At 57.3% G+C, this 15,304-nt stretch carries 8 protein-coding genes; 2 read left to right on the plus strand and 6 right to left on the minus strand.

Annotated elements, in window-relative coordinates; all coding sequences use genetic code 11:
• Nucleotides 1-52: 52 nt before the first annotated feature.
• The 6 genes from FHG12_RS16335 to FHG12_RS16360 all read right to left on the minus strand — a co-directional run bounded on the left by FHG12_RS16335 (nt 53) and on the right by FHG12_RS16360 (nt 12,916).
• The gene (locus FHG12_RS16335) at nt 53-2,326 is read right to left on the minus strand and encodes a glycoside hydrolase family 3 C-terminal domain-containing protein (protein ID WP_139516742.1); all 2,274 of its coding nucleotides are present in this window, start codon (nt 2,324-2,326) and stop codon (nt 53-55) included.
• A gap of 53 nt (nt 2,327-2,379) precedes the next feature.
• Nucleotides 2,380-3,864, minus strand: a complete 1,485-nt coding sequence (locus FHG12_RS16340; protein ID WP_230471159.1) for a glycoside hydrolase family 30 protein — start codon at nt 3,862-3,864, stop codon at nt 2,380-2,382.
• Nucleotides 3,865-3,923: 59 nt separating this feature from the next.
• Nucleotides 3,924-5,567, minus strand: a complete 1,644-nt coding sequence (locus tag FHG12_RS16345; RefSeq protein ID WP_139516743.1) for a carboxylesterase/lipase family protein — start codon at nt 5,565-5,567, stop codon at nt 3,924-3,926.
• 24 nt (nt 5,568-5,591) lie between these two features.
• Entirely contained in the window at nt 5,592-8,000 is a 2,409-nt protein-coding gene (locus tag FHG12_RS16350) for a glycoside hydrolase family 3 C-terminal domain-containing protein (RefSeq protein WP_139516744.1), read from the minus strand.
• A 143-nt stretch (nt 8,001-8,143) separates the two neighbouring features.
• Complete coding sequence (locus tag FHG12_RS16355; protein ID WP_139516745.1) at nt 8,144-9,700, minus strand: RagB/SusD family nutrient uptake outer membrane protein; 1,557 nt, start codon at nt 9,698-9,700, stop codon at nt 8,144-8,146.
• A 12-nt stretch (nt 9,701-9,712) separates the two neighbouring features.
• Nucleotides 9,713-12,916, minus strand: a complete 3,204-nt coding sequence (locus FHG12_RS16360) for a SusC/RagA family TonB-linked outer membrane protein (protein ID WP_139516746.1) — start codon at nt 12,914-12,916, stop codon at nt 9,713-9,715.
• 578 nt (nt 12,917-13,494) lie between these two features.
• Here FHG12_RS16360 and FHG12_RS16365 point away from each other — a divergent pair.
• On the plus strand, nt 13,495-14,283 hold the full coding sequence (locus FHG12_RS16365) for an NUDIX hydrolase (RefSeq protein WP_139516747.1): 789 nt from the start codon (nt 13,495-13,497) through the stop codon (nt 14,281-14,283).
• Nucleotides 14,284-14,412: 129 nt separating this feature from the next.
• Nucleotides 14,413-15,297, plus strand: a complete 885-nt coding sequence (locus tag FHG12_RS16370) for a sugar phosphate isomerase/epimerase family protein (RefSeq protein WP_139516748.1) — start codon at nt 14,413-14,415, stop codon at nt 15,295-15,297.
• Nucleotides 15,298-15,304: the final 7 nt, after the last annotated feature.

Below are 15,304 nucleotides of genomic sequence, written 5' to 3' on the forward strand. Positions count from 1 at the left end.
GAAAAGCACGTCACGCTGAGCGCCGCAAAAGCGTGACGTGCTTAATTGTTGCTTACAGCGTTACGTTGCCCGTCAGGCGAATATCGCGGGAGGAACTGCCGACCAGCACGTCGAACTTGCCCGGCTCCAGTACCCACTGCTTTTTGCCTTCGTCATAATACTGGAACGCATTGGTGTCCAGCGTCATCGTCACCGTTTTGGATTCGCCGGGTTTTAGGAATACTTTCTGAAAGGCCTTCAATTCCTTCTCCGGGCGCTTGACGGCGGCTTGCTCGTCCTTCACATACACCTGCACCACTTCGGCGCCGGACGTTTTGCCGTTGTTGGTCACGGTCAGCTTTACGGTGGCGTTTTTGGTGCCCGGCGTTACACTTAAACCGCTGTATTTGAAGGTGGTGTAGCTCAAGCCGTGGCCGAAGGCAAATTGCGGCGCGACTTTGTAGGTGTCGAAGTAGCGGTAGCCCACGAAAATGTCGTCTTTGTAAGTCTGCTTCAGCGGGTTACCGGGGGTGCTGGGGTATTCGCCCAGTTTCATGGCAGGCGAGTCTTCCAGCTTCACGGGGAAGGTGAAGGGCAGCTTGCCCGACGGGTTTACATCACCGAACAGGATGTGTGCCAGGGCGTTGCCGCCTTCCATGCCGGGATACCACGCCTCCACAATGCCCTTGGCCTGCCCGGCCCACGCCGACACGTCAATCGGGCCACCGCCCAGCAGCACGACCACCGTATTGGGGTTGGCAGCCAGCACGGCCTGAATCAGTTCGTCTTGGCCGAACGGCATCTTCATGTCGGGCTTGTCGAACCCTTCGGCGTCGTAGGCATTGTCGCCCCATTTGCTGTAGTCGTAGCCGTGGGTCGAGCCGCCCACGATGATGGCCACGTCGGCGGCTTTGGCAGCCGCAACGGCTTGGGCAATCATCTGTGGGTCAGCCTTTTGGTTGCGTGCAATTTTGTAGCCCTGAGCATAGGTGATGTTTGCCTGGCTGCCTAATTCCGTTTTGAGACCCTGCAACGGCGTGATTTCGTACTTGGCCTTCAGCTGCGAGCTGCCGCCGCCCATGGAATTTTCGCGGGTGGCGTTTTCGCCGATCACGGCAATAGTTTTCACCGTCTTTTTGAGGGGCAGAATGCCGTCGTTTTTGAGCAGCACAATGCCTTCTTCGGCCACTTTCAAGGCGGTGGCCTGGTGCTCTTTGGTGTTGTAAGCGCCGGGCTTGCGCTTGGCGCCGTCCAGCATATTGGTGGCGTACATCACCCGCAGAATGCGGCGCACTTTGTCGTCTACCAAGGGCACCAGCTTCGGGTCTTTCTTAACGGCGTCCAGGGCGGCATCGGCGAGGTAAAAGCGGTCGTAAAGCGACCGGTTGGCGGAAGGCCCGCCCGTGGCTGCGCTCTGGTCTACGTTGCCGTACATCAAGGACAGGTCGGTGCCCATTTCCAGATCGGTGCCGTTGCGCAGGGCATTCATGGTGTTATGCACGGATCCCCAGTCGCTTATAACCAGGCCTTTGAAACCCCATTCGCCCTTCAGAATGTCATTCATCAGGTAAGCGTTCTCGGTGGCATAGGTACCGCGAAACTTGTTGTACGAGCCCATCAGCGTGTACACGCCCGCTTCCTGCACGGCGGCTTTGAAGCCTGGCAGGTAGATTTCGCGCAGCGCCCGCTCGCTCATGTCCACGTCGATGTCGTTGCGGTGCTCTTCCTGGTTGTTGGCCGCGTAATGCTTCACGCACGCCGAAACGCCCTGATCCTGAACGCCTTTGATGTAGCCGACTACCATCTTCGAAATGAGGTAGGGGTCTTCGCTCAGGTACTCGAAGTTGCGCCCGTTCAACGGCGCGCGCACGATGTTGATGCCCGGCCCCAAAATAATGTCTTTGCCCCGGAAAGCGGCCTCACTGCCCAGTACCGTGCCGTAAGCGTAGCCCAACTCCGGATTCCAGGTGGAGGCCAGCGTGTTGTTGGTGGGCAGGTAGGTGCCGGCGTCGTTGGCGTCTTTGACGCCCTTCCAGTCGCGTCCCTGCTCGGGGCGCACGCCGTGCGGGCCGTCGGAAGTCATGATTTCGGGAATGCCCAGGCGCTTGATGCCGCCGGCCGCGAAAGCCGAGTTGGCATGCAGCATCGCGATCTTTTCTTCCAGCGTCATCTTCTTGATGAGCGCATCGATTTTGGCGTCGTTGGCCGTGAGCGCAGCCTGTTTGTTTTGCGAAGCAGGAGCTTTCGTTGGTACCGCAGGCTTGCTTTGTGCCGTGCAAAAGCTCAGGGTCGCGTAAAAGAAGGTGGTGCCCAGCAAGGCTGCCAAGCGAGGGGTGGGAAGAAACATTCGGATTGGGTTAGAATGAATAGAGGGCCACATCAAAGTTGCCTTCGATGTAATTATTTGATTATCAATGTGTTAAACGAGTCGGGTTTGAGAGTGGGCGCCAGCGTCTGCTTGCCTACTTTCAGCCGCAGGACGCGGTCTTGGTTGCTGTCGTTTTGCGCCACGACTACCACGCTTTTGTCGAGGTTCTGAAAGGCCAGCAAGTTGGTGAAAGCGCCGCTGGTAGTCAGGCGTTTGGCACCGGGCTTCACGTAGTGGCTCAGGTGCTTGAGCAGGTAATATTCGTAGTTGAACTGGTAGGTTTTAGCGGCTTCATCGACGGTGACCAGCGAGTTTTGGCTCCACCCCCACCGGCTGACGCCGCCTTTTTTCAGCGAGATATTCCAGTACATGTAGGCATTGGCACCGCTGCTGAGGTAATGCTTCATCAGCGACCACGTGTACACGCAGTACTTCCAGTCGTTTTTGCCGTCGCCGCATTCTTGCTCCGACTGGTACAGCGTCAGGTTGGGGTAGCGCTCGTGGATGCCGGCAATGGCCCCTTTGCCCGCCCACTGAAAACCAACACCCTTGATGTATTTGCCGCTGCGCGGATCGTGCAAAACAGTGTCAACCAAGGCTTCTTTGGCGCGCTCCATGGTCCCGAAAAACACATCGACCTTTCGCTGCTGCATCTGCGGCCCCAGGAAGCCCACGAAGCGCGCCAACCCCGTGGCCGTCCAGGTGCAGCTCGGAAACACCTGGGCCGAGTTGAATTCGTTTTGGGGCATCACCATGCTCACCCCAATGCCTTTTTTCTGATACGCTTCGATGAACTTAGCAAAGTATAATGCGTAGGCAGTGAAGTACTTATCTTCCTGTACGAACATATTAGTGCCTTCCTTGCCGGCTTGTTCCGGCTTGAGGCCGTTGTCGGCCAGGGTGGGCATCATCTGGCGGTACTCGGGTTTTACCTCGGCAGCCGCATAGTGCTTATTATACTTCATCCACGTCGGCGGGCTCCAGGGCGAAGCCCACACCTTCAGCTTTGGGTTGTACTGCTGCGCGCTTTTGATGAACGGAATCAGCGTTTGCTCGTCGTTGGCGATGCTGAAATGTTCGAGGGCAAAATCGCCGGGTGTTTCGTCGTACGAATACCAGTCGCGCGAAAAGTCGTTGGCCCCAATGGGCATTCGGCAAATGGTGAAGTTGGCGCCCACGCCCGGTGCAAACAGCTCACGCACAATGTGTTCGCGGTCGGCTTTGCTAAGCGCACTCAGCGACGTCCAGCCCAGCTCATTGAAGCAGGCGCCAAATCCGTCGATGGTCTGCAAGGGCTGCGCAACGTTGATCTCGGCATCGGTAGGGCCGGTGGCCGCCGCGGTTTGCAGTCCTTTCTGCTCTACCCAACTTGCTGTGGGCGTAGTGGTTACCCATTCCACGCGCGTTTGGGCCATGGCCGCAGTATTTAGCAGTACAGCCGCGCCAGCTACCACTGCCATTTTCAGAAGGTGCGCGGGCGCGGAATTACATCTCACGAACTCTCGGGAGCGGGTCATGTAACGAGCGGGTTGACGGTCAGAAAAAGAAAGCTGGGGCACTGGACCTCGTTAATGGCCTATTTTGTAACTAATTGATCCAGAAACAGATAGCGGGCGCGGTTTGGCTCTTGCTCAGCGCGAGGCGTCACATCGAGGCGCATCACCTGGGCGTCGGTGCCGGCTTTGGTAGCGGGCCAGTTGGGCAGCCCGGCACCATTGGGGTTTCCAGATTTGATGAAGTTGGCAAAGTAGCTCTGCATCGCTTCCGACACTTTCTGGTCTTCGGGCGTCCAGGCGTACACTTTATTGGTCGAGAGGTTGCCCAAGGCGTATTCGATCTCGGCCGAGTGCACAGCTCCGCGGGCAGGCGGCGCCTTAGGAGCCGATTCGGGTTGTTTGACCACGCCGCCCGCTAAGCCAGCCGTAGCATTGCCCATTTCGGGCGTCATGGCTGGGCGGGGCCGGGCATAGAGGTAGCGGTACACTGGCTGGCCACCCGTTTGGGCTTGCATATCGGCCCATTTCCAGGTGCTGTAAGCAATGAAGCGGTCGCCGGCCAGGTCAGTAGCTGCTTGTTCGGCCTCTTGCGCCGTGGTGCTGGGGTACAGCTTCAGGACTTCGGCAGCGCGCTCACCGTACAGCTTTTGTACGGCTTTAGTGAAGTTTTCAGGAGTCGGCTGATCGGGGCCAAACAGTGCCTGGAAAGACATTTCCTGCGAATTCCAGCCCACCAGCAGCGGCACGCGCGCCTGCCGACCCGCCTCAAACGTGGCCGTAGGCTTTTCCGTGAAAAAGTAGCCGTCAAGAGTAGGAGCGAAGCGCTGGGTTCCGGGCTTGCCCGTTGCTTCCAGCAATTGCTGGGCGGGCAGTGCACGTAGTGCCGCCAACGAATTGGCGCCTAAGCTGGTAGCGAACGCTACGCCGCTTTTCTCAACTTCGGCCAAGGGCAAAGGTCCGAAGCCGGTGTTGAGCATCGAGCCGCTTTCGCCGATGGCGCGGGCAAACAGGCTTTTCGACAGGGGCGAAGCCATCTGGGCGCTCACCGACATCGAGCCAGCCGATTCGCCGGCAATGGTCACCTTTTTGGGGTCGCCGCCGAAAGCCGCGATGTTTTGCTGCACCCAACGCAACGCCGCGCTTTGGTCCAGAAAACCGTAGTTGCCAGACGCGTGGTGCGGCGATTCCTTGCTTAGTTCGGGGTGGGCCATAAACCCAAATACGCCGAGCCGGTAATTGACCGTTACGGCCACAATGCCGCGTCGGGCCATGCTTTCGCCGTCGTAGCGCGGCTCGGAGCCGTCGCCGGCCACAAAGCCGCCGCCGTAGAAATACACCAGCACGGGGAGTTTTTCCTGAGCGGTTTTGGCTGGCGTCCAGACGTTTAGGTAAAGGCAATCCTCGCTCACGCCGTTGGAGCGAAAGTTCATGTCGCCAAACAAGGGGAGCTGCATGGCCCGCGGTCCAAACTGCTTGGCTGGCCGCACGTTCGTCCAGCTTTTAACCGGCTGCGGCTCCCGCCACCGCAAATCTCCCACGGGCGGCGCGGCGAACGGAACGCCCTTAAATTCCCGAATGCCGCTGGCGGCGGTGGTGCCTTCCAGCACCCCATTGGCTGTTTTTACTTGGTTGATAGTCAGAGATTTGCTGGGTGTATTTTTCGTTTGGGCTGCCGCGGGCACTAGCTGTACAGCCAAAAGCGCTAGGATCAAGTAGAATTTCATGCGGAGGGAGTTACCGGAGGGAGTTTATTTTTGAGAGAGTTTCATTTCGGTGATTGGCGCCTGCGGGGCCAGCAGTTTGTGGGCTTTTTCGGCTACCAGCGCCTTGGGCACTGCAAATGAAGCCGTCTGCTTGATATTCAGCGAAGAGGCGCCCACTTTCACCTTGTACGTACCCGCATCGGCCACCCAACTCGAGGTAGCCGTATCGAAAGACGCCAGGTCGGCAGTAGTCAGGGAAAAGGTAAGTGTTTGTGATTGAGATGGTTGCAAAAGACCGGTTTTGGCAAATCCTTTGAGCTCGCTTTCCGGCTTTTCGAGCTTGCCGGAAGGAGCCGTAAGATAGAGCTGCACGACCTCTTTGCCCGCCACCGGGCCGTTGTTGGTTACGGTAACAGTGGCCGTCATCTTGCCGGCAAAAGTCGGGGCGCTCAACTTCAGGTTGCTGTAAGCAAATGTGGTGTAGCTCAGGCCATAGCCAAATTCGTAGGCGGGCTTCACCTGGAACGTGTTGTAGTAGCGGTAGCCGACGTAAATGCCTTCTTCGTAGGTATTTTCGGAGGGCGCGCCCGTGAGCGAATTGCCGCTTGCTTGCCCGGTGCTGGCCAATAAGCGGCCCGGAAAGTCTTTGCTGTAAGGCACATCATCATACTTCGCCGGGAAGGTTGTGGCAAGCTTGCCCGAAGGCGCCACGGTGCCGCGCAGCACGTCGGCCACGGCGTTGCCGCCTTCCTGGCCGGGCTGCCATGCCAGTAAAATGGCGTCGGCTTGGTCGCGCCAACTGGCTACTTCGATTACGCCGCCTACGTTAAGCACCACCACCATTTTTTTGCCTTGGGCATGAAAGGCCGTGGCTACTTGCTTGAGCAACGCCTGTTCGGCCGCCGAGAGCGTAAAGTCATTTTCCACCTTGCGGTCGCCGCCTTCGCCAGCGCTGCGGCCAATAGTAACCAAGGCTACATCGGCAGCCTGGGACTGCTGGGTAAGCAGGGAAGCATCCACGGGCATCTCGGCAATGACGGGCGCGGGGTCCAGTAACCCTTTGGTTTTGGGGAGTTTAGCTTTTTCGCCCTTTATATATTGCCCGTACGCCTGCGTTAGCGGCGCGTTCACGATGAGGCCGGCGTTGGTAAGTCCTTGCGCTATCGAGATGGTGTAAGCGCGGTTGACGTCGCCGCTGCCCGTGCCGCCGGCAATGAGGTTGTAAGAGGTATTGCCAAACAACGCCACTTTTCGGCCTGCGGCTAGCGGCAGCGTTTTGCCTTCGTTGCGCAACAACACCATGCTTTCGGCAGCGGCTTGGCGGGCCACGGCGGCATCAGCTTTTAGGTTGGGCTGACTCGTGTATTTAAGGCCCTTAAACGTAGGCGATTGTAACACCAGCGTCAGCACGCGCGCTACGTTGGCATCAATCTGAGCAGTAGTTAGTTGGCCGCTTTTTAGGGCAGCTAATACTGCCTGGGTTTGGGCCGTAGTGCCGGGCATGAGCAGGTCGTTGCCGGCTTGTAGCTGCGCAACGGGGTTTTTGCCGCCGTACCAGTCGGTCATGACCAAGCCCTTGAAGCCCCACTCGCCGCGCAGCAGCGTCGTGAGCAGATCGCGGCTTTGGGAAGTGTACGTGCCGTTGACGAGGTTGTAAGACGACATAACCGTCCAGGGTTGCGCCTTGCGAACCACAATCTGGAAGCCTTTGAGGTAGATTTCCCGCAGGGCGCGCTCGCTCACCTTGGAGTTGAGCTGCATGCGGTTGAACTCTTGGTTGTTGACGGCAAAGTGCTTGACGGACGTGCCCACCCCGTTGGATTCGATGCCGTTGACCATCGCCGCTGCGATGTTGCCAGCCACGACGGGGTCTTCGGAATAATACTCGAAGTTGCGGCCACCCAACGGGTTGCGATGAATGTTCATGCCCGGCGCCAGCAGCACGTCGATGCCGAAGTCACGTACTTCGCTGCCAAATGCTACGCCGACTTTGCGCACGAGCGTCGTGTCCCAGGAAGATGCCAGCAGCGTTGCCACCGGAAAAGCTGTGGCGTAATAGGTTTTGGTGCTGTCGCCGCCCCGAATGGGATCGATGCGCACGCCCGCGGGCCCGTCGGATAAGGTCAGCGACGGAATGCCCAGCCGCGCAATGGCGTGCGTGCGGCCTGCCGCGCCGGGTATTTTTTCGGGTACTTTCCGGTCCTCGGGGTCGGAAGGCGGCAGAATGCCCTCCGGGAAGCCCGCAGGGTAAAAACCCATCCCGACCACCAGTTTTACCTTCTCTTCGGGCGTGAGAGCCGCGATTACTTCCTTGAGGGGGGCTTTGCCTAATTGAGGCGCGGTCTGGGCTTGTGCTGAGGCCAAAAAACTGCTGCACAACAGGCTACACGTGGCAAAGGTGCGGAAACGGGAGGCGTTTGAAGCGGCAAGCAAAAGGGAAATTTTTATTTTCATGAACAGTGGAATGTTAGTGACTCAGAGGGCGCTTGGGTAGCTAGGCCTTACCAATCCAACCCTGAGGAGAAGCAGCGTTTGCAACCAGATGCTGCTTCTCCCCAGGGTTGGATTTCAGGTTATTTTAGCCGTTCTGTAACCCGTTAATAACCAGGGTTTTGTGTGAGATTAGGATTGACGTTGAGTTCGGTTTGCGGGATGGGCAGGAGGTTGTTGAACTCCTGTACGCCGGTCTTGCCTTTGGCCTTCATTGTCGAAACCAGCGTGCCCGTGCGCTTTAGGTCGTACCAGCGGTCCATCTCGAAGGCGAGCTCGTAGCGGCGCTCCCGCAACACGGCATCTTTGAAGCTTGCCGCAGAAGTTATCGCTAAGTCCTTGGCCGAGGGCGTATTGATGGGCAGGCCGAAAGCCCGCCGACGTACTTTGTTGATGGCTTCGAGGCCTTCCGCAGTTGGTCCCACGGCCTCCGCCAAGATCAGGTACATCTCGGCCAAGCGGAGCACCGGCACGTTCAAGGGCGAATCCCAGTTGTTGACGTTCACGGTGCCCACAAAGAACTTGCGCACGTTGAAGCCAAAGGGGTCGCCGGGCAAGCTCGCCGGCTGAATCTGGCCGGCCGGGTATACATCGCCGGGCACCCACACGGTAGCTCGCTTGCGCAGGTCGCCGGGCTCGTAGCCATCCACAAACTCTTTCTCTGGTACATTGAAGCCGTATCCGCCGGAAGATACCACGTAAGGGCTGCCAAAGAAGCGGGCGCCCCAAAACTCGTTTATGGTTGCGCCAGGGCCATCCTGCGAATAGTTGCTCAGGCCGTTTTTGAACTGAACTTCAAAGAGCGACTCCTGCCCATTCTCGTTCTCTACCTTGAAGTTGTCGGCATAATTTGCCCACATGGTCTTACCCGAACCGCTGATTACGGCGCGGGCCTGCGTGGCCGCATTCGCCATATTGCCTTGCGTGAGGTACACCTTGGCCAGCAAGGCCGTTGCCGACCACTTGGTAGCCCGGCCCACGTCGTCGCCGGTGTAAGAGGCCGGCAACTTCGTGATGGCATCCTGAAGGTCGGTTATGATTTGCGTGTACACTTGGGCGGCCGGCGTACGCGTGATGTTAGAAACTTCGGCAGCCGTTTGGGCGGGCGTCAGCACCAAGGGCACGTCGCCGAAGCCGCGCACCAGGTAGAAGTAATACAGAGCCCGCAGAAAGGCCGCCTCACCCAGACACCGCGTTTTGAGGGTAGCCGACATTTCGATAGCTGGCACGCGCGCCAGCACTTGGTTGGCCTGGCCAACGCCCAGATAGGCGCGCTGCCAGTGGGTGCTGGTGAGGGGATTGGTCGTCGGAATAGAGTAATTATCAAGCTGTTGGAACTCGATGCCGTCGGAAGCTCCGCCACCGCCCGTGTTGGAGTTGTCGGACATGATGTCGCCGATGCCCCACAGCGAGTAGTTAAACATACCGTACTGGCTCAGCTGCGAGTAAGCGGCTGTAGTCGCCTGAATGGCATCGGTTTCGGTCTTGTAAAACGTTTCGGTCGTTACGGCGTTTCGCGGCTGCAGGCTGAGGTAATCTTTCCCGCATCCCGCGAGTAGCCCGAGGGTCAGCACCGAGGCTGCAAGCGTTTTATTCTTTATAAACATCGTAGTAGTTTTTACAGGGGTGGGCGTCGCGCCGCTGGCTACGTGGCCTAGGCGCATCGCTTGGATTGATTAAAAGCCAATGTTGACACCTGCCAAGAAGACGCGCGACTGCGGGTAAATGCCACGGTCGACGCCAAGGCTGCCGCCTTGGTTACCCAGCTCCGGATCGAAGCCTTTGTATTTGGTAATCGTCAGCAAATTCTGGCTGGTGACATACACCCGAATGCGCTGCGCATGAACTCGGCCTAGCAGCGTGGTGGGCAACGTGTAGCCGAGGGTGAGCAACTTGATGCGCATGTAAGAGCCGTTTTCCACGTAGTGGCTCGAAACGCGCAGGTTGTTGTTGGGGTCGCCGGCTACGGCACGCGGTACGTAGTTGCTGGTGCCGGGGCCCGTCCAGCGATCCAGCGCGATGGTGCTGGCGTTGGAGGCACCGAACAAGCCGCCTTCCGTGTAGTAGCGGTTCAGGTTGTAAACGTCGTTGCCCTGCGAACCCTGTAAGAATATATTTAAATCTAAGCCTCTGAAGCTTAGAGTGTTATTGAGGCCATACGTGAAGTCCGGGTTCGGATTGCCGATGTAGGCCTGGTCCTGGGAATTGATGACGCCGTCGCCGTTTATGTCTTTGTATTTGATGTCGCCGGGGGCAGTGCCGGACTGCTGGTAGAAGCCCGTAGAAGAGCCAGCGTTCAACGCCGTCAGCTCTTCGGTCGTCTGGATGATGCCATCGGCCACGTAGCCGTAGAACGAGCCAAATGGGATACCCGCCGCGTAGCGCACCAAGTAGTTGTTGGCCCGAATGCCTTGCCCGAAGTAGGGCCGGCCAGCTCCCAGCGACGTTACCTTGTTGCGGTAGAGCGAAAAGTTCAACGTAGTCGTCCAGTTGAGGCCGTTGTCGCTCACCAGGTTGTTGGTGGTAATGGCCAGGTCAATACCGCGGTTGCTCGAGGACGCCGCGTTGGTATTGATGCTCTCGCTGGTACCCGATACGTAAGACACCGGCACGGCGGCAATCAGGTTGGGCGAGGTACGCTTGTACAAGTCTACCGAGGCCGACACGCGGTTCTGCCACAAACCCAAGTCAATGCCGATGTTGTATTGCTCGTTATTTTCCCACTGCAAGTCAGGGTTTTGCAGGCGTGTGGGGGCGCCGCCGATCACCTGATTCTGGCTGCCCGTACCAAATACGTAACCGGTGCCGGGCACACCATTATTGGAAAGCGCGGAGGAGTTGATAGTAGCCAGAAAGGCGAACGAGCCGGCATTGAGCGGGTTACCTACTTTGCCATAACCGGCCCTGATCTTCAGGTTGCTGATGGAGGAGTAGCTCTTCAGGAAATCTTCTTCGCTCAGGCGCCAGCCGGCCGATATACCGGGGAAGAAGCCGAACTGGTTGCCGGGCGCAAACGCCGAAGAACCATCGTAGCGAGCCGTGGCCGAGAACAGGTATTTGCCGGCAAATTCGTAGTTGATGCGGCCAAAATAGCTGGCCAGCCGGCTGCGGCTGTTGTTGCCGCCGTTGTTAATCTGGGCGTTGATTGGCCCGCGGTCAATTATTTGCAGGTCGTTGCGGCTGTAGCCTACGCGGGTAGCAGTCAAGTAGAAATTGTCGAATTGCTGCGATGATTGGCCCAGCAGGAAAGTAAACTGGTGCTTATTGCCAATTATCTTGTCGTAGGTAGCCGTGTTCTCGATCAGGTAGCTGGGGCTGTAGTTGCTGCTGCTGCTGGCCGACGACTGAGAAGCCGGATACTTTGACGAGCCAACGATCGAGGGAAAGAACTGATCTTGTTGCAGAAACTGCAAATCTGCCCCGATGTTGGTCCGGAAGCGCAAGCCAGTAAGCGGCTCCAGCTCGGCGTAAAACGTGGAAGTCGCCCGGTTGCGGTTATTCTTGATTATGGGACGTAGCGCGGCCGTTACGGGGTTTTCTTCGCCGTAGTTATCGAGGCTGGAAAACTCGTAGAAACTGCCGTCGGGGTTGCGGGCGGGCGCCACCGGCGGGGCCTGCACGGCGAGCTGAATAACGCCGCTGAACTCGTTGTTTTCGTTGTTGAGCGGGCGCTCGTCTTGGTGCGTCAGCGCGAGCGTGTTACCGATTTTCAGAATTTTGCTGAGCTGCACTTCCCCGTTAGCCCGCAGCGTAAAGCGCTGAAAGTTAGAATTGATGATGGTACCATCTTGCTGAAAGTAGCCCGCACTAACGGCGTAGCGGGCCTTCTCGCTGCCACCCGTGGCGGAGATGGCGTAGTTCTGAATCTTGGCGGGTCGGAAAATCTCATCCAGCCAGTTGGTGCCTTTTCCCAGTGACGCCGGATCAGCATACTTCGGGATAATGGCCAGGCCGCCCGCGGTGCGCGCCTCGTTGTTAAGCTGCGCAAATTGCGTGGCATTGAGCATCGGAATCTGCCGCCAAACGTTTTGAGTACCCACGTACGCGTCGAGATTAATATTGGCCGTGCCCGCTTTGCCGCGCTTGGTGGTGATCAGTACCACGCCGTTGGCAGCCCGCACGCCGTAGATGGCCGTGGCGGAGGCATCTTTCAGCACGTCGATGCTTTCAATGTCGTTGGGGTTGATGGTGCTGAGCTCCGTGCCGGTTGCGTTGCCGTTGCCGTCTACCGCTGTCGGGAGCGGAAAGCCGTCCACCACATAAAGCGGGCTATTGTTGCCGGCGGAGGTAATGCCCCGCACCCGCACCGACGTACCCCCGGCGCCGCCCGGCGCCCCCGAGTTCGACACGATTTGCACGCCAGCCGCCCGGCCTTGCAGGGCTTGTGCGGCATCAGCAACCGGCTGAGCGGCAATTTCCTTGGCCGATACGGAAGCCACAGAACCGGTTACGCTCGTCCGCTCCTGAGTGCCGTAACCAACTACCACCACTTCTTTCAAGGCCTGCGTGTCTTCGCTCAGCGTAACGTTGAACGATGTCGAGGCGCCAGTCACCGGGACTTCGCGGCGGGTGTAGCCTACGTAGCTGAATACCAGCGTACTCCCTTCGGGCACCTCCAGGCTGAAATTGCCGCTGGCATCGGTGCTGGTACCTTGCGAGCTGCCTTTCACCACCACCGTGACGCCCGGCAGGCCTTCGCCATTACTCTGAGTGACGCGCCCTGATACGGGAACGTTTGCGGTTTGGAACGGCCCAACCTCCCGTGAAGGAGCGTTCGGCAATGGCGTAGCCGCCGCCGATTGTACAAACGTTGGCGTACTGCCCGCGGCGAGCAGCACTGCACTCCGCAGCAGCAGGTTTCTGTAAGAATGTGAAAGCATAGAGGTGAGGTTATAAGTGGCTAATTTTTGAGTGAATGGATGCTGATGTATGCGCAAACCGAATCTTGAATAAAGCGTAGTCCGATAGACTTAAGTGCATGATCCAAGGCTTCGTTAAAAACTCATCTCAAAACTATAAGTGATTGGTTATAAGTATGTTATGATATGTTTTCGCCTCAACAATTGTTGCGAAAACATGCTTTGGCAGCAGGCATAGCAAGCGGATAAGCAATAGGCATAGGGACCCCGCGTGCAACAGGCAATGCGGACGAGGTGGGAGAAAAGCTGCTGGTAATTTGTGGCGAGGCAGCGGAGCGTCAGTTACAATCGGGTGTGCTTTGCAGCAGGAGCGGAGCGGCTCTTAGCAGGGGTACTTGTGCGTTTCAAGAGCCAGTGATGCTGGTCTGGAAGCGGTTTGCTAAGGGCGTCTGTTAAGAAGATCGTAAGCGGAATCGATTTCGGGCAAAAAGAAATTGCAGATTCGAGCTGCAAGTCAAGTTATTTTTGGAATATCGACAGGATAAATGTAAATATATTTTTCTAATACGTACATTTTACACAATAATTTTTTTGGCTCTATGAATACCCGCCAAGAGGTCCTGGATTTTGTGAAGAACGGCCACACCCGTTTTCTGCCGCACCTCTCCATCGACTGCGTAATTTTCGGCTACCATGCGCATCAGCTGAAAATTCTGCTGATCCGGCATCACGGGCACGAAAAATGGAGCTTGCCGGGCGGCTACATCGCCCGCGACGAAACGCTTACGCAGGCGGCACACCGCATTCTGGCCGAAAAAACGCAAATCACGGACCTGTTTCTGCAACAGTTCTATGTGTTTGGCGACAGCGTGGTGCGCATGAGCCGAATCGAAACGCAGCAGACGCACAACACCACTTTTGCCAAAGTAGGCGTTACCCTTGGCGATAATCACTGGCTATCGGAGCGGACGTTGTCCATTGGCTACTATGCCTTGGTCGATTACCTGGATGTGGTAGTAACGCCTGAGTTTCTGGTAGATGGGTTCTGCTGGTTGGAAATCAAAGAGATTCCGCCGCTCGAGTATGACCACAACGAAATCATCGCCAAAGCCCTAGCCACGCTACGCTCGCAGATTTACCAGCAGCCCATCGGCTACAGTCTGCTGCCCGAGAAGTTTACGCTGCCGGAAATACACGCGCTCTACGAAACTATTCTGGGCAAGCAGTTTGACCGCCGCAACTTCCGCAAAAAGCTGCTTACGCTCGGCCTGATCCGGCAGCTGGACGAGCAAAAACGCATCGGTCCGCACCGTTCCCCGTTTCTGTATGAGTTTGATTTGGAGAACTATCGCAAAGCCTTGGAAGAAGGCTCGGTACTGGCTTTTTAGGGCTGCGTACTAGCACGTTGTTTGCAAAAGAATCCCTGGCTTCTCCAAAACCTTATCTTACAGGGCGTTTGGAGCCAATAGCTTAAGTATACATTTCCTTTCCATCCTAAAACCCAACCCAGCCGCACTATGACTTCCCGAAGATCCTTCTTGGCCTCGGCCGCCCTGCTCTCCGCCGGCTTGCTGGTGTCTCCTTCTTTGTTGGCTTACAACAAGCGCTACGTAGGTTTGCAGCTCTATACCGTGCGCGACGCCATGGAGAAAGACCCAGCCGGTACCTTAGCCAAACTGGCCAAAATCGGGTACAACTCGGTGGAAGGCGCCACCTACACGGGCAGCCAGAAATTCTATGGCATGACGCCCCAGGCATTTGCCGCGTTGCTCAAGCAAAACGGCCTGATCATGCCTAGCAGCCATTATCGGCTCGGCGAAGAGCAAATGAAGGGCGAGGCTGTGCAGGGCACTATTCTGCACGGCTGGGACAAGGCCGTGGATGACGCCGCCGCGGCCGGTGTGAAGTACATGGTGTGCGCGTATTTATCGGAAGCCGAGCGGGGCAACCTGGAGCACTACAAGTACATCGCCGAGCAACTCAACAAAGCGGGCGAACGGTGCCAGAAAGCCGGCATCCAGTTGTGCTACCACAACCACGATTTCGAATTCAAAGCCCAAGACGGCAAGCTGCCGTATGACTTGCTGCTCACCGGTACCGATAAAAAGCTGGTGCAGATGGAATTAGACTTGTACTGGGTGACCAAAGCCGGCCACGACCCGCTGGCTCTGTTTAAGCAGCACCCCGGCCGCTTCCCGCTGTGGCACGTCAAAGACATGGATAAGACGCCGCAGAAAGCCTTCACGGAAGTGGGCAACGGCAGCATCGACTTCAAGAAGATATTTGCCCACGCCGACGAAGCCGGCCTGAAGTACTTCTTCGTGGAGCAGGACTCGACCCCCGGCTCACCCTTCGACAGCGTAACCAAAAGCATCAACTACATCAAGAAGAACTTGGTGTAGAAGCAGT

It is taken from the genome of Hymenobacter jejuensis, assembly GCF_006337165.1.
Lineage (GTDB): Bacteria > Bacteroidota > Bacteroidia > Cytophagales > Hymenobacteraceae > Hymenobacter > Hymenobacter jejuensis.